Origin of the sequence: Deinococcus sp. AB2017081 (assembly GCF_034440735.1) — a bacterium.
Classification (GTDB): Bacteria; Deinococcota; Deinococci; order Deinococcales; family Deinococcaceae; genus Deinococcus; species Deinococcus rufus.
In genome coordinates this window covers 1,589,253-1,604,288 of the sequence record NZ_CP140098.1, presented here as the reverse complement: position 1 = coordinate 1,604,288, position 15,036 = coordinate 1,589,253, and the positions used below count along the sequence as shown (strand labels likewise).

At 70.4% G+C, this 15,036-nt stretch carries 15 protein-coding genes; 7 read left to right on the top strand and 8 right to left on the bottom strand.

Annotated elements, in window-relative coordinates; translation table 11 throughout:
- Positions 1-21 precede the first annotated feature (21 nt).
- From U2P90_RS07820 to U2P90_RS07810, 3 genes are read right to left on the bottom strand one after another with little or no spacing between them, the layout of a single operon-like run.
- On the bottom strand, positions 22-1,047 hold the full coding sequence (locus tag U2P90_RS07820; protein ID WP_322474471.1) for a Gfo/Idh/MocA family protein: 1,026 nt from the start codon (positions 1,045-1,047) through the stop codon (positions 22-24).
- A complete protein-coding gene (locus tag U2P90_RS07815; protein WP_295822964.1) occupies positions 1,044-1,856 on the bottom strand; it encodes a nitroreductase family protein in 813 nt (270 codons plus the stop codon). Before U2P90_RS07815 ends, U2P90_RS07820 begins: the two co-directional genes overlap by 4 nt.
- A 31-nt stretch (positions 1,857-1,887) precedes the next feature.
- On the bottom strand, positions 1,888-2,259 hold the full coding sequence (locus tag U2P90_RS07810; protein ID WP_322474470.1) for a hypothetical protein: 372 nt from the start codon (positions 2,257-2,259) through the stop codon (positions 1,888-1,890).
- Between U2P90_RS07810 and U2P90_RS07805 the strand changes: the two genes are divergently transcribed.
- Complete coding sequence (locus U2P90_RS07805) at positions 2,258-2,713, top strand: hypothetical protein (RefSeq protein WP_295822967.1); 456 nt, start codon at positions 2,258-2,260, stop codon at positions 2,711-2,713. The genes U2P90_RS07810 and U2P90_RS07805 overlap by 2 nt on opposite strands.
- Positions 2,714-2,779: 66 nt before the next feature.
- On the opposite strand, the gene U2P90_RS07800 is transcribed toward U2P90_RS07805, so the two are convergent.
- Positions 2,780-3,823 (bottom strand): GGDEF domain-containing protein, encoded by a 1,044-nt coding sequence (locus tag U2P90_RS07800; RefSeq protein WP_295822970.1) that lies wholly within the window; start codon positions 3,821-3,823, stop codon positions 2,780-2,782.
- Positions 3,824-3,942: 119 nt separating this feature from the next.
- Entirely contained in the window at positions 3,943-4,359 is a 417-nt protein-coding gene (gene ndk / locus U2P90_RS07795; RefSeq protein WP_295822975.1) for a nucleoside-diphosphate kinase, read from the bottom strand.
- A gap of 86 nt (positions 4,360-4,445) precedes the next feature.
- Here ndk and U2P90_RS07790 point away from each other — a divergent pair, with 86 nt between their 5' ends.
- The 4 genes from U2P90_RS07790 (at position 4,446) to U2P90_RS07775 (ending at position 9,642) form a co-directional block, all read left to right on the top strand.
- Positions 4,446-6,419 carry an ABC transporter permease gene (locus tag U2P90_RS07790; RefSeq protein WP_322474469.1) on the top strand — a complete coding sequence of 658 codons (1,974 nt, stop codon included), beginning with the start codon at positions 4,446-4,448 and terminating at the stop codon, positions 6,417-6,419.
- A complete protein-coding gene (locus U2P90_RS07785; RefSeq protein WP_322474468.1) occupies positions 6,416-7,330 on the top strand; it encodes an ABC transporter permease in 915 nt (304 codons plus the stop codon). The genes U2P90_RS07790 and U2P90_RS07785 overlap by 4 nt, the downstream gene beginning before the upstream one ends.
- A gap of 53 nt (positions 7,331-7,383) precedes the next feature.
- Entirely contained in the window at positions 7,384-8,421 is a 1,038-nt protein-coding gene (locus tag U2P90_RS07780) for a helix-turn-helix domain-containing protein (RefSeq protein WP_295820429.1), read from the top strand.
- 72 nt (positions 8,422-8,493) lie between these two features.
- On the top strand, positions 8,494-9,642 hold the full coding sequence (locus U2P90_RS07775; protein ID WP_295820432.1) for an AI-2E family transporter: 1,149 nt from the start codon (positions 8,494-8,496) through the stop codon (positions 9,640-9,642).
- A 24-nt stretch (positions 9,643-9,666) separates the two neighbouring features.
- Here the strand turns inward: U2P90_RS07775 and U2P90_RS07770 are convergent, their stop codons facing one another.
- Positions 9,667-10,029 carry a VOC family protein gene (locus tag U2P90_RS07770; RefSeq protein ID WP_322474467.1) on the bottom strand — a complete coding sequence of 121 codons (363 nt, stop codon included), beginning with the start codon at positions 10,027-10,029 and terminating at the stop codon, positions 9,667-9,669.
- 71 nt (positions 10,030-10,100) lie between these two features.
- Positions 10,101-12,404, bottom strand: coding sequence for an NPCBM/NEW2 domain-containing protein (locus tag U2P90_RS07765; RefSeq protein ID WP_322474466.1), 2,304 nt, complete (start codon positions 12,402-12,404; stop codon positions 10,101-10,103).
- Between the two features lie 183 nt (positions 12,405-12,587).
- Here U2P90_RS07765 and U2P90_RS07760 point away from each other — a divergent pair, with 183 nt between their 5' ends.
- Positions 12,588-13,616: an aldo/keto reductase gene (locus U2P90_RS07760; protein WP_322474465.1), complete on the top strand. Its 1,029-nt coding sequence runs from the start codon at positions 12,588-12,590 to the stop codon at positions 13,614-13,616.
- 74 nt (positions 13,617-13,690) lie between these two features.
- Positions 13,691-14,437 (top strand): chlorite dismutase family protein, encoded by a 747-nt coding sequence (locus U2P90_RS07755; RefSeq protein ID WP_295820468.1) that lies wholly within the window; start codon positions 13,691-13,693, stop codon positions 14,435-14,437.
- An 84-nt stretch (positions 14,438-14,521) separates the two neighbouring features.
- Here the strand turns inward: U2P90_RS07755 and U2P90_RS07750 are convergent, their stop codons facing one another.
- Complete coding sequence (locus U2P90_RS07750) at positions 14,522-15,034, bottom strand: GNAT family N-acetyltransferase (RefSeq protein ID WP_322474464.1); 513 nt, start codon at positions 15,032-15,034, stop codon at positions 14,522-14,524.
- Positions 15,035-15,036: the final 2 nt, after the last annotated feature.

Below are 15,036 nucleotides of genomic sequence, written 5' to 3'. Positions count from 1 at the left end.
ACGATCCGGGACGCCGCGCGGTCACGCCTCCAGCAGCTCGGCCAGCGGCACACCGCGCCGCTCCTGCGCCGAGCGGATGGCGGCCAGGGCGAGCGCCAGGCTGCCCAGGTTGTCCCGCCCGCTGCTCTGCGGCTCGCGTCCCTCGCGCACCGCGTGCACGAACTCGGCCAGCGCCCCGGCCCGGTCGAGGTCGACGACCGGCGGGAGCGGCAGGGCACGGGGGCGCTTCCCGACGGGGCGCACGGTCGCGCGGTCCGCCGGAGGATCGTCGCGGCCCGTCCACGTCAGTTCGGCGTCCGTCGCGTCCAGCCGCCACTCGCCGGCCCACGGAGTCTTCACGCCGGAACTCGCCCACGTGCCCCGGTAGCTGACGACCACGCCGCCGGTGAAGTCGATGGTGGCGACTGCCGACGCCGGATCGCGGAAGGGGCTCCACGGGGGGTTGAAGGCGTGGCAGTCGATGCTCACGGCCTCGCGGCCCAGCACGAAGCGCATCAGGTCGAAGTGGTGGATCGCCATGTCGAGCAGCAGCGGGTGCGGCAGCAGGTGGTGGGCGCTGGCGGCGGTGCGGGCGCTGTCGCGGCGAAACTCGACCACGGCCGCGCCGACCTCACCGTAGGGCGCGGCCTTCACCCACGCAGCGGCGGCCTGCGCCGCCGGGTGAAAGCGGTAGTTCTGGCTGACCATCAGCGGGAGCCCCTTCGCGGCGGCGGCCTCCACGACCGTGCGGGCCTCCTCGATGCTGGTGGCGAAGGGCTTCTCGATCAGCACCGGCAGACCGGCCTCCAGCGCGGCCAGCGCCACGGGAGCGTGCCCCACGGCGTTCGTGGTCACCAGCACGGCCTGTGCCCCGGCGCCGTGCAGGGCTGCCTCCAGCGACGGGAAACAGCGGTCCGGGGCCGCACCCTGCGCCTGCGCCAGGGCCAGCGCCTCCGGGTGGGCATCAACGTGGCCGACGACCTCGACCTCCTCCTGCGCCGCCGTCACAGTCATCCAGCTGCGGCCCCACCCGCCCAGGCCCACGTGGAGCAGCTTCAGCGGGGTCACGCGGTCACCCCGTCCACGGCCTCCGGCCGCCCGGCCTCGGGGACGTCGCAGGTCTCGCGGAACACGAACTGGGGCAGGGTCTTGCGGTGACGGCTGCTCCAGTCGATGCTGGGCCGCGCGTCCCCCTCGGGCAGGTAACCCAGGCGGTACACCGCCATGAGTTCCAGCTCCGGCGGCACCCGCAGCAGCGCCTGCATGGCCTGCCACTGGCGGGGAATCTCCATGGGCGTGCTGATGAACTGGATGCCCATGCCCAGCGCCCCGACCGCGTTCCAGATGTTCTCCATGGCAGCTCCCAGCCCGAACACGGAATAGAAGCCAGAGAGTTCGCCGGGCCGGTATTCCTCCCGGTCGAGCAGCGCCGCCAGCAGCAGCGGACTGCCCGCGACCAGCCGGCGGTTGTCCTCACCGAGTTTTTTCGGCACCCCGAGCTGCCGCATGAGCTTCAGGCCCGCGTCGCTGAAGATCTGCCGCGTGAAGGGGCGCAGCGGCCCCGGCAGGTGGTCGATGTGGATGCCGTCGCGGCGCTCGTCCATCTCCTGCGCGTTGAAGCGGAAGTACTTGCGGTAGCGCTCGAAGAACACGCCGGCCTCGATGAGCTCGGTCATGCTGTCCCCACTGAGCTGCGCGACGCGGGCGATGGTGTCGGGATGCTCGATCAGCACGAAGCGCCACGGCTGCGAGTTGAAGTGGCTGGGGGCCGCCTGCGCCACGCGCATGAGCGTGTGCTGGTGCTCCCGGCTGACCGGCTCCGGGCGGAACGGGCCGTTGGTGGTACGCCGGGCCAGCATGCCCTCGATGAGTTCCATGCGGCCCAGGCTACCAGCCCGCCCCGGCCCCCTACCACGCGCCCCAGGCACCCAGCACATAGGCCATGAGCACCAGCGCGGCCAGCCGCCAGTGCCCGGCGCGGCCGGGCCGGGTGCGGGGCATGGCGAGCAGCAGTGCCAGCGCGGGTCCCAGGGCCAGGGCCGCCGCACCGGCCCGCCACCCCAGCAGCGCCGAGACCGCCGTGCCCGCGACGACCACGAAGTACAGCGCGTGGTGCGGCCAGCGGGCCGCCGTCCGGCGATACCCGAGCTGCAGCGACAGCCCCAGCGCCATCAGGACGAGCAGCAGACCGCCCGTCACGGTCAGCAGGGCGCGGTGGGCCTCCATGCCGGGATGTTTGCACATGGCCGACGGGAGTGCCGGGACGTATGGTGCGGCCATGACTGTCCTCCGCGCGTCCCTGGTGCTGGCCGCACTGCTGGTGGGCTGCCAGCGCAATCCGGCAGCCGACACGCTGGAGCAGCGGCTGGTCTTCACCGCCAACGGCACCTACGACGCGCAGTCCGACCGCCGCGAGCGCGTGGGCGGCGGCCTGCGCACGGTCGTCTGGACGACCCGCCCCCCGCTGGACGCCGCCGCCATGACCATCACCTATGACGGTGACTCCCGCGCCCAGGCATGGGATCTGGTGATCACGCGGCCGGAGTTCAGCGCCCGGGATGCCGCCGGAGCCGGCGCCCGCTCGGTGTCCACGCCCCAGGGCGAGGGGCTGAGGCCGGCGGCGACCTCGGCCCTGAAAGACGTGCTGGTGCTGCGCACAGCGGACGGCGTGCACCTGCTCACGCGGGGCTATGCGGCCCAGCGGGCGCCGGCTCTGCTGGACGCCTTCCGGTAACGCTCACAGCACCCGGAGCGGCCCAGGGGGGTGCGTTCCGGCCCTGGGTGCAGCGGATGACCGCGGTCAGCGCACCGCGTTGCGCCCGGAGCGCTTGGCCTCGTACATGGCCATGTCCGCGCGGCCGAACAGCTGATCCGGCGTGTCGCCCGAGCCCCGGTACGACGCCACACCGAAACTGGCGGTGACCGGCAGGCCGGCCAGGGGGGTGTCCCCGATCTCACGGCGCAGCCGCTCGGCCAGCACCAGGGCGTCCGGTTTTGCCACCCCCGGCAGCAGCACGATGAATTCCTCGCCGCCCCAGCGGCCCACCATCCCGCCGATCCCGCCCACGTTGCGCCGCAGCCGCTTGCCGACCGCCCGCAGCACGTCGTCCCCGAAGGCGTGGCCGTGCTGGTCGTTCACCTGCTTGAAGTGGTCGATATCCGCCACGACGATGCTCAGGGGCGAGTTGATGCGGCGGGCATGATCCATCGCGTGGTGCAGCTCTTCCTCGATGGCCCCGCGCCCGTACACGTCGGTCACGGCGTCCAGCCGGGCCGCGCGCAGCTTCTCGCTGTCCTCGGCGTGCTGCAGCATGTTGTTCTCGATGAAATTCATCAGGGTGTAGGCAATGATGCCGGTCACGCCCATGACCACCGCCACCGTGACCCAGTCCGACAGCTGCGGCGGGGCCAGGGGGCCATGGACGATCAGCGCTCCCAGCATCACGGCGACACTGACCGCGATCAGTGCCGCGCCCTGCCGCGCTCCAAAGACGACGAAGGACACGAGGACGTTCAGCGTGAGCCACAGCGTCAGGTGCATGGGCATCGCGCCGTAGCTCACGGCCCTCGGGATCTCGACGATGGTGGCCAGGAGGTACCCGACCGTGGTGAGCACATACAACTGCTTGAGCCGGTGCGGGGCGGCAGCCACCGCAACGATGGTCGCCAGCGCGAACAGCGCGGCCCAGTATTTGGGCACCTGATACGCCACGGGGAACACGCCAGGCGGATCGATCAGGGCGGTCAGCAGGGCGTACACGATGTACGCCGCACTGGCGGCATACACGATGTACTGCTGGCTGCGCAGCAGCAGTTCATAAAGTGGAGTGGTGCGCCTGGACATGACCCCTGGGCGTGATCCTACGGGCCGAAACGTCACAGGAACCTTGCGGCCGCCGTCCTGGGTGGGGCCGCTGCGACTCCTCCGGACGGCGGCGGTGCGTGCTCGGTGACGCGACGGGGTCAGTCCAGCAGTTCGCTGGCCGCGAAGAACAGCCCCAGCTCACGCTCGGCACTCTCGGGACTGTCGCTGCCGTGCGTCACGTTCTCGCCGGTGGTCGTGGCGAAATCCGCGCGGATCGTGCCGGGCGCGGCATTGGCCGGATTGGTGGCGCCCATCATGCCGCGCCAGCCGCTGATGGCGTTCTCGCCCTCCAGCGCGATCGCGACCACCGGCCCACCCGTGATGAAGGCCACGAGTTCGCCGAAGAAGGGACGCTCGCGGTGTTCGCCGTAGTGCGTCTCCGCCACGTCACGGGGAATGACCATCTGCTTGAGGCCGACCACGCGGTAGCCCTTGCGGGCGATGCGGGCGAGGATCTCCGGGGTGAGGCCGCGACGGACACCGTCGGGCTTGATCATGGCAAAGGTGCGTTCCATACCGCCCGCGAGCATAGCAGCCCGGGTCACGCCGGCGCGTGCCGCCGAAGCTCGCCGCGATCCGGGCCGGCCCGTACAATGACCGCGTGACCTCCGTTTCTGACAATCGGCCATCTGCGGACGGCGCACGCATCGCGCTGACCGCCGCTGCCGTGGCGGCCGCCGGCATGCTGCTGTTCCCGCTGGCCACCCTGGGCCGGGGCGGCACGGACGCCGACGCCGTGCTGCTGCACCTGGGGGGCAGCGTGCTGAACCTCTCCTCGTACCGCGACGCGCCGCTGCCCCCCACGGCCACCGTGCTGGGCCTGGGCTGGGCGACCCTGGCGCTGCTGGTCGCCACCGTGGTCGGGGCGCTGCGCCGCGCGCCGTGGCTGTGGATCACCGCGCTGCTGGCCTTCGTTCTGGCGGGCGCGGCCGTGCTGCGGCTCGACGCGACCCTGAGCGACCAGGTCACGCGGGTGGTGGCCGACACGACCCTGCGCCCCGGCGCGAAGCGGCAGCTGCGCAACTTCTACGCGGGGGGCGGCATGAACCTGGGCCTGTTCCTGCCCATGCTGGGCGGACTGGTCGCGGCGGGAGCCGGCCTGAGCGGCCGCACGTGGTGGTCTGAGCGCCTGAACCGGCTCCGGGGCCTGCTCGTCCCGGTCAGCGCCATTGCCCTGGCGATCGCCGTCGGGGCCGTGGTCGTGCTGATCGTGCAGCCCGCCGTGAACCTCAGCGGCGCTCCCCTGTCGCTCGCGGAGGGCTGGCTCGCCAAGAGTGACGTGGTGTACTTCGTGTACTCGGCGCTGTTCGCCCCGGTGACCAGCCTGGGGCCCCTGCTCGACTCGCTGAAGCTGGCCACGCCGCTGATCTTCACCGGTCTCAGCGTGGCGTTCGCGTTCCGCACCGGTCTGTTCAATATCGGTGCGCCGGGTCAGCTGACCATGGGCGCGGTCGGCGCGATGCTCGCGGGCGTGTACGGCCCCCCGGCCCTGGGCTGGGCACTGCTGCCCTTCTCGGTGGTCGCCGCCGGAGCATTCGGAGCACTGTGGGGTGCCATTCCCGGTGTCCTGAAGGCCCGGTTCGGCTCCAGCGAGGTCATCAACACGATCATGCTCAACTACATCGCGTCGGCGGTGTTCCTGTTCCTGATCGGCACGGAGACCTTCCCGTTCCTGGGGCGCACCTACACCCTGGGCCTGAAGGCCGAGGGCTTCGAGGCCCGCAGCGAACTGCTCCAGGAGGGGGCACGCCTGCCCACCATGCTCCAGCTCCTGAACGTCGGCAGCGGCGGGCAGACGGCCATCAGCATCGGGCTGCTGGTCGCGCTCATCGCGTTCCTGATCGCGCGGGCCGTCCTGAAGACCCGCCACACCGCGCTGGGGCTGCTGATCGCCGCCGTGGCCGGCGCCGTCACGTGGCGCATCGGCATTCCCGTGACCGTCGCCGGCTCGCAGCTCAATGCCTCGTTCCTGATCGCGCTGCTGTGCGTGGCGTTTTTCGGCACCCTGATGTGGCGGACCTCGACCGGCTATGCCCTGCGGGCGGTGGGCCTGTCGCCCAAGGCCGCCGAGTACGGCGGGATCAGCGTGGCGCGTGGCACCGTGCTCGCCATGACCATCGCCGGGATGTTCGCCGGGCTGGCCGGGCTGCACTACGTGAACGGCGGGGCGCTCGACGAGTACCGGCTCAAGGGCAACATGCCGGTGAATGTCGGTTTCGACGGCATTGCCGTCGCGCTGATGGGCCAGAACACGCCGTCCGGCGTGGTGGTCTCCAGCCTGCTGTTCGGCACGATCGACACCGGCGGCCTGGAAGTCTCCCGTCAGCTCGAACGCGTGAACAAGGACATCGTGACCGTCCTCAAGGCGCTGATCGTGCTGTTCATCGCGGCCGGCGGCTTCCTCAGCCGCCGCATCACCGATCCGCCGCCCCCACAGCTCGCGCAGGCCGCCGCATCTGGCCCACCCCCCGGCGCCGCCCTGACAGCGTCGCAGGCCGCCGCCGAGCGGGCCACGCCCAGCCCGAATGTCGGGCAGACCAGCGAGACCATCACCCGTGAAGGGGGCAAGGAATGAACGACCTGGTGGCACAGATCTTCACGGCCGCCTTCCTGGCGACCTTCATCCGCTCGGTCGTGCCGCTGCTGCTGACGGCCCTGGGTGGCCTGTTCAGCGAGCGCAGCGGCGTGGTGAACATCGCGCTGGACGGACTGATCATCTTCGGGGCGCTGGCCGGCGCGGTCGCGGCCAAGAGCCTGGAACCCAGCCTGGGCGCACTGGCCCCGTGGTTCGGCTGGCTGGCCGGCATGATCGTCGGCGGCCTGGTCGCGTGGATCCACGCCGTCCTGAGCATCAGGTACCGCGCCGATCAGGTCATCAGCGGCACGGCCATCAACCTGCTCGCCACGGGTGTTCCCGCAGTCATCCTCACCGCGCTGTACCAGACGTCCACCGAGAGCCCCAAGCTGGAACAGGGGCTCCCGCTGTGGGGCGTGGGCGAACTGCGCTTCTCGCCGCCGGTGTACTTCGCGTTCGCGGTGGTGGCGCTGACGTGGTACGTGCTGTACCGCACCCCCTACGGGCTGCGCCTGCGGGCCACCGGCGAGCAGCCGGGCGCGGCCGCCAGCATGGGCGTGAACGTGCGGCGCATGCGCTACTCGGCCGTGATCCTCTCGGGCGTGCTGGCGGGTACGGCCGGGGTGTTCCTGAGCATCGGGAACCTGGATTCGTATGTGCGCAACATCAGCGCCGGCAGCGGCTTCATCGCCCTGGCAGCCCTGATCTTCGGCCAGTGGAAACCGCTGGGGGTGCTGGGGGCCACGGTGCTGTTCGGCTTCCTGCAGGCCCTCTCGATTGCGCTGGGCGGCAGCGACCTCCTGCCGCCCACGCTGGTCAGTGCCCTGCCCTACGCGATCACGATCCTGGCCCTGATCCTGACGGGCCGCAGCCGGGCTCCCCAGGCACTGGGACGGCCCTACGATGGCTAGGCCGGCCACGCTTCCAGCAGGCCCAACATTCAAAAAAGGTTAAGGTGGGGATCATGAGCTTCGGCAGCACGCTGAAACAGGCCCGGGAGGCCCTGGGCCTGAGCACCCAGGAACTCTCGGTTCGCACCAAGATCCGTGGCGACTACCTGCGTGCCCTGGAGGACGGCAACACCGCCCTGCTCCCTGAACGCACCTTTGCCCGGTCGTACCTGCAACGCTATGCCCGTGAGCTGCAGCTCGATCCCACGCCGCTGATCGCGGAATTCGACCGCAGCGTCCCCCCCACGCCCGAGGTGGCGCAGAGCCTGCGCGGCGCCGGCAGTCCGGTACGAACCACGAACGGTGTCAATCCTGCCCTGCTGGCGGGTCTCCTGACCGGCGTGATCGTCCTGGGGGCCGGCGGCTACTACGCCTTCGTGTCCTCACGGCCCGCACCGGTGGCCGTCGCTCCCGTCTCCGAGACGGCACCCGTCCAGACCACACCGGCGCAGACAGCGCCGGCCCAGACCACGCCGGCCGCCACACCTCCGGCGGCTCCGGTGCCGACCACCGTGCGGCTCACGGTCAAGAGCGTGCCCAGCGGCGCGCGGGTGTACCTCGACAACCGCGACCTGGGCACCACGCCGCTGACTGCCTTCCCGGTCGACCGGCGCGACCGGGCTGAACTGCGCGTGGAACTGAGTGGCCGCCAGCCCCTGAAACAGACGGTCACCCTGGATCGCGGCCGCAACCTGCGGGCCACCCTGCCGGTCGCGGGCAGCGGCCGGAGCGCCCTGGCCGACCTGAACCGGCCGGGCAGCGCCCCCACCGTGACCCCCGCTGGCACCACCCCGGCGGCGACCGGCACCAGCACCCCGGCTGCACCCCGCGCCGCCGTCAGCGTGACCTTCGCTGCGCCCTCGTGGACACGCGTGACGGGCCCTGGCGGCGTGATCCTGTACCAGGGGACGCCCCCGGCCGGCAGTGTCAAGGGCTTTCCGGCAGGCGTGACCATCCGTGCCGGAAACGCCGGCGGCGTGCGGGTCAGCGTGAACGGCGCGGCGGCACAGCCGATGGGCCAGAACGGACAGGTCGTCACGCGGTCGTACTGATCCCCATCCGGCCTTTATCCGCCGGCCATCCTCTACTGAGCACCGGGCCACGTACCGTACAGTGAACGGAACGTGAGTCCCCGTCCCCCTCCTTCCGGCACCCTGCGCCCCGCGCGTCCGCCCACGGCCTTCGAGTACGCGTGGGCCAGTCCGTGGATCCGGCTGATCGTCTTCCTGCTCGCCGCGTATCTTGCGTGGCGCATCACCGGTCAGATCCGCTCGGTGCTGGTCGATTTTGCCGTGGCCTTCCTGATCGCGTATCTGGCCAACCCCCTGCTGGTGTGGCTCCAGCGCGGCCGGGTCAGCCGGGGACTCGGCGTGTTCTTCGTGGTGCTGATCTTCCTGGGCGTTCTTGGTCTGGCGGGCGCGCTGCTCGTCACGGTGAGTACGCAGCTCGTGCAACTCCTGCAGAAGCTGCCGGGGCTGATCGGCTCGGCCGGCGACACCTTCGACTCGATGACCCGGTGGCTCACCAGCCGGGGCGTGAGCGGGCTGGACGGCGCGCGGGAGCGGATCGTGGAGGCCGCGCAGAATTACGTCCAGAACCTCGGTGACAACATCGTGCCGATCCTGCAGAACGCGCTGAGCTCGACCGGCACGGTCTTCAGCGGGCTGCTCTCGATCGGCGGCGCGGTGGGTCAGGTGCTGCTGATCCTGCTGCTGAGCATCTATCTCATGCTCGACTACTCCCGCATCAACGCGACCCTGCTGGGCATCTTCCCCCGGCCGTGGCAGCCGCGGGTGCTGGAGCTGTCGGATCTGGTCGGCACCTCGGTCGGCGGGTATGTGCGTGGGCAACTGCTGATCGCCGCGTTCATCGGCGTGTTCGTGTGGCTGGGCCTGACCATCGTCGGGATTCCCAGCGCCGCCGCCATCGGCTTCCTGGCGGGGGCCTTCAATATCGTGCCGTACCTGGGGCCGATCATCGGCGCGACTCCCGCCCTGCTGCTGGCCTTCACCCTGCCCGGCGCCGGCCTCAAGGCCATCCTGGTCATCGTGGTGTTCGTCGCCGCCAACCAGATCGAGGGCAACTTCCTGAGCCCGTACATCCTGAGCCGCACCACCGACCTGCACCCGGTCACGGTGCTGGTCGCCATCCTGATCGGGGTCGCGCTGCTGGGCTTCGTGGGGGCGCTGCTGGCTGTTCCCACTGTGGCCCTGGGCAAGCTGCTGCTCCAGAAGTACTACTACCCCAGCCGGATCTACACGGACGGCCCATAGCCGGGGACAGAGCACCGGGGCGTCTCATGCCCCGTCCTCCAGCAGCTCCACCTGCCGTCCGTCCGGATCGAGCACGAAGGCCATGTCCCGCCCACCGGGGCTGGGCTGGAGGTCGCGGGTGACGGTCACGCCCGCCGCCCGCAGCTGGGGCAGCAGGGCCCGGAGGCCGCGCACGTGCAGGGCGATGTGCTCGGCCCAGTGCGGGTGTGGCCCGGGCTGTTCGCCAGGGATCTGGAAGAACTGCAGCCGCCCTGCCCCCACGCGCACCACCGCCCGGCGGTAGCCCTCGGCGGTCACGACATCCTTCTCGGTCATGCCGCCCAGCCGCCCGTAGAAGGCCAGGGTCGCGGTCAGGTCGCGGGTCAGGAACGACACGTGCTTGAGCATGCGCCGAGGCTACCAGAGGCCATGAAGGAGGCCGCCCGGACGAGCAGGGCGGCCCCTCGTTCCCGCCGGACCTACGGCAGGACGCGCACGGTACCGGTCGGGCCGCTGCCCACGATCCGGCCCAGCGGGTCGACGTTCACGGAGGTGATCGCCTCCGTCACCGTGACATACCCGCTGCTCTGGCTGCCGAAGGCGGTGTCCAGCGTCAGGTCGGCGTTCAGGCGGCCCAGGTTCTGGCTGTTGGGCGACCGGGCACCGAAGACGATCTTCCCGTCGGCCTGGGCGGCAAGGCTGAAGATGCTGCCCTGCTCGTAGAATTCATCGGCGATCTGGAATGTCCGGCCGCCATCGGGAGCCCCGGCCTGCGTGAGCCGCTCGACGAAGGCCGCAGTCTGGAAGCGTTCGGTCGCGCCACCGATCACGATCCGGCCATCGGGCTGGATGACCACGGCCCGGATGAAGTCACCGTAACCGCCGCTGACCACGGACGCATCAGCCAGGCCGTCGCCCGAGAAGCTCGGATCGAGCTGTCCGGTGCTGCCGACCCTGAGGATCAGCGGGATGTAGCCGCCGGTGCAGTCGGAATTCCCGGTGGCCACGATCTTGCCGTCAGCCTGGATCGCGACCGCGGACATCACGTCCTCCAGCTCACCACACGTCGTGCTGGAGACCGCTGAGGTTGCCAGAGCGATCGTCCCGGAGGCGCCGAACCCCGTATCCGGCGTTCCGTCAGGATTCAGACGGGCGATCAGGTGGTCGAGCGTACTCTGGTTGTCGTCCGGGTAGGGCTGGTAGGCACGCGACAGGGTGCCGACCAGCACGACCTTCCCGTCAGACTGCACGGCGACGTCCGTGGCCAGAGACTTCGCGGGCACACTGTTCACCGCGTCTCCGTACTGCCGGATCACCACGCCGCCCGTACCGAAGCTGGGATCCGGCTGGAGGTTCGGCAGGTACCGCACGGCGACGACTGCGCCGCTCGCCTCGCCCACCGCGACCAGAGTGCCGTTCGACTGCCGCGCCAGGGCGCGGGCCGTACCGCCGGGAACACTGACCGTGCCGGTGCCCGCCAGCGTGCCAGTCGCCGACAGGCGTGTCACGCTGAAGTCCGCCCCGAGCAGCACCACGGCGCTGTCCGGCTCGACGACGCTGTCCACGCCGCCCACGGTGGCGTGGCCCTGCAGCCCGAAGCTGGCGTCCGGGGTACCGGCCGTTCGGCCCGGGTTGCAGTACAGCCGCGCGTCGGCCCAGTCGGCGTGGTCGAAGGTCTTGCCGTCGCCGCCGTCAGTGACGACCAGTTTCAGGGCGTGGACGCCGGTCACGTCGGCGCGGGCAATGACCGGGGGTTCCTGAGTCCCGGGCGACACCGCCGGCACCCGGCCACTACCGTACAGCAGCTTCCCATCGCCATACACCGCAAAAGCCGCGCTGCCCCGGCCCTGCGTCTCGTCGTCGATCCCCACGACCGCTGTGAAGGCCTGGCACGCGCCGCCCAGGTCATACGTGACCGTGGAGTTCGCGTGTACCCCCAGACCCCTTGCGTAGACGTTCTGGCCGATGGTCAGGGGACGGCCGTCGCCCTGTTTCTGCTCGCCGTTGCTGGCGTCGATCTCGACCGGCCCCCAGTTGTTGGTGGCGCTGGTATACGCGAGGTCGCTCACATAGACCGTGCCGGTCGGCGTGGGGGCCTGACACATCACCCTGGCCTCGGCCCAGTCGGCGTGGTCGTAGTAGGTGTTCGCGCCCTTCAGGACCTTCAGGGTCAGTTCCCTCACGCCGGTCACGGCCACGGTCACGGCCCTGGCGGCATCCACGCCGGTCAGTTCCGGGCTGGTGTACAGCACCCGGCCGTCCCCCACCACCTGAAAGGTCACCCGGCCCCGCGTCCCGACCTCGTCGTCGATGCCGACCGACGCCGTGAAGGTGCTGCACTGGGCATTCAGGGCATAGTTGATGCTGCTGTCAGCGTGCACGCCCAGCCCCTTGGCATAGGTCTTCCCGCCGATGGTCAGGATGCGGCCGTCGTTCACGTCCTGCTCGCCGTTGCTGCGGTTGCGGGCCACCGGCCCCCAGAAATTGGTGGCCGACGTCCATGGCAGGTCACCCAGCTCGTTCACGCCGCTGCGCACCGCCTGGGTGTCCAGCGTGCTGGCGGCCGTCGGAGATGACCACGGGTAGTCGCGCCCCGCCGCGTAGGGATCGGCAACCGGCGCCTCCAGCCGGTCGCTCCACGGATACGCCGCACCGTTCGCATACGGGCTCCCCGGCGGCAGGACGGACTCGTCGTCCGGGTGTGGGGCCGGCGACTGGCCACAGGCGGCCAGGAGTGCACTGAGCAGCAGGGTGGGGACGACGCGGCGGGGGGATCGGTGCATACGGTCTCCTGGGCATGGGGAGGGTAAGAGGAGGATGTGCAGGGTATGAGTCAACTATGACATCAGGGGCGGCCGGAGGGTGCCCCAGATGGGGGGGGCAGGGTTCATTCCTTCACAGCCGAGTTCACATCATCCCGTCAGCCCTGGGCATTCATCCCCGACCGCAGGTGGAATAGTGCGGGCATGGACTACCGCACCTTGCAGGGCACTGATCTGACCGTGAGCGCCGTGGGCTTCGGCGTGTGGACCGTCGGCACGACGTGGTGGGGCGTCAGGGACGAGGGCATGGGCAAGGCCCTGCTGCGCCGCGCCTTCGACTCGGGCGTCACCTTCTTCGACAACGCCGACACCTACGCCTCGGGCCGCGCCGAGGAACTGCAGCGCGAGGCGCTGGGCGACGTGCGGAGCGAGATCGTGATCGGCACGAAGTTCGGCTACGACATCTACACCCACCCGGATCGGCCGGGGCAGCAGGAGCGTCCGCACGACTGGTCGCCCGCGTACCTGCGCAAGGCGCTGGAAGGCAGCCTGAAACGGCTGGGCACCGACTACATCGACTACTACCAGCTGCACAACCCCCGCATCGACGCGATCCGGGCCGACGACCTGTGGGCCGAGCTGGAGAAGGCGAAGGCCGAGGGCCTGATTCGCGCGTACGGGACGGCGCTGGGGCCAGCCCTGAATGACCGCCAGATCGAGGAAGGAATCGCCAGCCTGCGCGAGCGCCGCGCCCCGACCCAGATCATCTACAACCTGCTGGAGCAGGTGCTGGGCGAGCCCATCCTGGCCGCCGGGGAGCAGGCGGGCGTGGGCGTGATGGCCCGTGTGCCGCACGCCTCGGGGCTGCTGGAGGGGTACATGACCCTGGAGACCGAGTTCGAACCCGGCGACCACCGCAACTGGCGCATGACCACCAACGCGCGGCGCAAGGCCTGGATGGAGGACGGTCTGAAGAAGGTCGAGCAGCTGAATGCCGAATTTGTCCAGGGCCGGGGCCGCACCATCGGGCAGCTCGCCATCCAGTTCGCGCTGCGGTCGCCGGTCATGGCGAGCGTGCTGCCCAACATCTACTCGCAGGAGGGGCTGGACGAGTACGTCGCCACCTTTGGCGCCGCGCCCCTGACCGACGCCGAGTATGACGCCATCCAGGCCCTGTACCGGCAGAACTTCGGCATGGCGACCGATCTGCGCGGCGAGGTGGTGGCCCAGTGAGCGGCCGTCCGGACACCACGGCCCCCGAGAGCGAGGCCCCGGCCGCACCGCGCCCCAGTGGCGGCCGCCCCAAGATGATGGTGGATCTCGACCCCAGCGGGCAGGTCACCCAGCGCGAGGCCGACCGCTCGACCCGGCAGTTCCTCAATTACGCGTTCTTCAAGCTCGATCCGGCGTTCCGCCGGCTGCCGCAGGCCGAGCGTGACGAGCTGAAGGCCGAGTTCCTGGCCGCCGCGAACGGCTGGGTCAGCGACGCCCCGGCCGAGAAGGGCCTGATCCTGCGGCCGTACTCGCTGGTGGGCGTGCGCAGCGACGTGGATTTCATGCTGTGGCGCATCGCCTTCGACGTGCGCGAGTTTCAGGACGCCCAGGCCCGCCTGAACCGCACCCGGCTGATGGGCTACCTGACCCAGCCCTTCAACTTCGTGTCGATGAACAAGCGCAGCCAGTACGTCAACCGCGTCGAGGGCAGCGGACACGGGCTGGAGATCCTGCCGGGGCAGGGGCAGTTCCTGTTCATCTATCCCTTCATCAAGACCCGGCCGTGGTACGACCTGACCCCGCACTCCCGCCAGGGCATGATGGACGAGCACATCTACGCCAGTGCCCCGTTCAAGGGTGTGCGGATCAACACCAGCTACTCCTACGGCATCGACGACCAGGAGTTCGTGGTCAGCTTCGACAGCGACCACCCGCAGGAATTCGTCGATCTGGTGCACCGCCTGCGCTACACCGAGGCCAGCATGTACACCCTGCGCGACACGCCGATGTTCACGTGCGTGAAGAAGGATCTGGACGCCGTGCTGGACGACCTGGGGTAAGCACGCAGGGGCGGGCGGCGGACATCGACGGTGTCCGCCGCCTTGCCGTCCCCCGCCGCATGAGCAGCGTCGTCCCCGTTCGCCTCAGCCCAGCCGCTTGTAGTAGATCAGCGTGCCGTTCAGGCGACCGTCCGGCGTCAGGGCGTAGTCCGGGATCTCCCCCACCAGGGTGTAGCCGGCGCCCTCGTAGAGTCGGCTGGCCCCGCCGTCCACGGACGTGTCGAGCACCAGCAGCGTGCGGCCCCGGCGGATCGCCTCGGCCTCGGCCACGCGCAGGAGCGTGGTGGCAATCCCCCGGCCCCGGCAGGCCACACGGGTCATCATCTTGGCGATCTCGGCGCGGTGGGGCTGGTTCGGCGGGCAGTCGAGCAGCAGCGTGACCGTGCTCACGAGCTGGTCGCCGTCCCACGCACCGTACACGACACGGCCACCCCGCGCGGCGGCGTCCAGCGAACCCTGCCAGAACGCACGGGCCTCTGGGGGCGGCAGCGGGTGCAGGAAGCTGACCGAACCGCCGGCGGCGACGGTCTCGATGAGCAGGTCGGTGAGCGGGTCGATGTCCTGGGCACCCAGCGGCGCAATACGAAGGTCGGTCATGG

What these genes read in the sequence shown, in the direction of transcription:
- U2P90_RS07780 (WP_295820429.1), top strand. Translation starts at nt 7,384, where the DNA reads ATGAGCTTCGGCAGCACGCTGAAACAGGCCCGGGAGGCCCTGGGCCTG.
- U2P90_RS07765 (WP_322474466.1), bottom strand. Translation starts at nt 12,404, where the DNA reads ATGCACCGATCCCCCCGCCGCGTCGTCCCCACCCTGCTGCTCAGTGCA.
- U2P90_RS07770 (WP_322474467.1), bottom strand. Translation starts at nt 10,029, where the DNA reads ATGCTCAAGCACGTGTCGTTCCTGACCCGCGACCTGACCGCGACCCTG.
- U2P90_RS07750 (WP_322474464.1), bottom strand. Translation starts at nt 15,034, where the DNA reads ATGACCGACCTTCGTATTGCGCCGCTGGGTGCCCAGGACATCGACCCG.
- ndk (WP_295822975.1), bottom strand. Translation starts at nt 4,359, where the DNA reads ATGGAACGCACCTTTGCCATGATCAAGCCCGACGGTGTCCGTCGCGGC.
- U2P90_RS07785 (WP_322474468.1), top strand. Translation starts at nt 6,416, where the DNA reads ATGAACGACCTGGTGGCACAGATCTTCACGGCCGCCTTCCTGGCGACC.
- U2P90_RS07815 (WP_295822964.1), bottom strand. Translation starts at nt 1,856, where the DNA reads ATGGAACTCATCGAGGGCATGCTGGCCCGGCGTACCACCAACGGCCCG.
- U2P90_RS07810 (WP_322474470.1), bottom strand. Translation starts at nt 2,259, where the DNA reads ATGGCCGCACCATACGTCCCGGCACTCCCGTCGGCCATGTGCAAACAT.
- U2P90_RS07805 (WP_295822967.1), top strand. Translation starts at nt 2,258, where the DNA reads ATGACTGTCCTCCGCGCGTCCCTGGTGCTGGCCGCACTGCTGGTGGGC.
- U2P90_RS07800 (WP_295822970.1), bottom strand. Translation starts at nt 3,823, where the DNA reads ATGTCCAGGCGCACCACTCCACTTTATGAACTGCTGCTGCGCAGCCAG.
- U2P90_RS07760 (WP_322474465.1), top strand. Translation starts at nt 12,588, where the DNA reads ATGGACTACCGCACCTTGCAGGGCACTGATCTGACCGTGAGCGCCGTG.
- U2P90_RS07755 (WP_295820468.1), top strand. Translation starts at nt 13,691, where the DNA reads ATGATGGTGGATCTCGACCCCAGCGGGCAGGTCACCCAGCGCGAGGCC.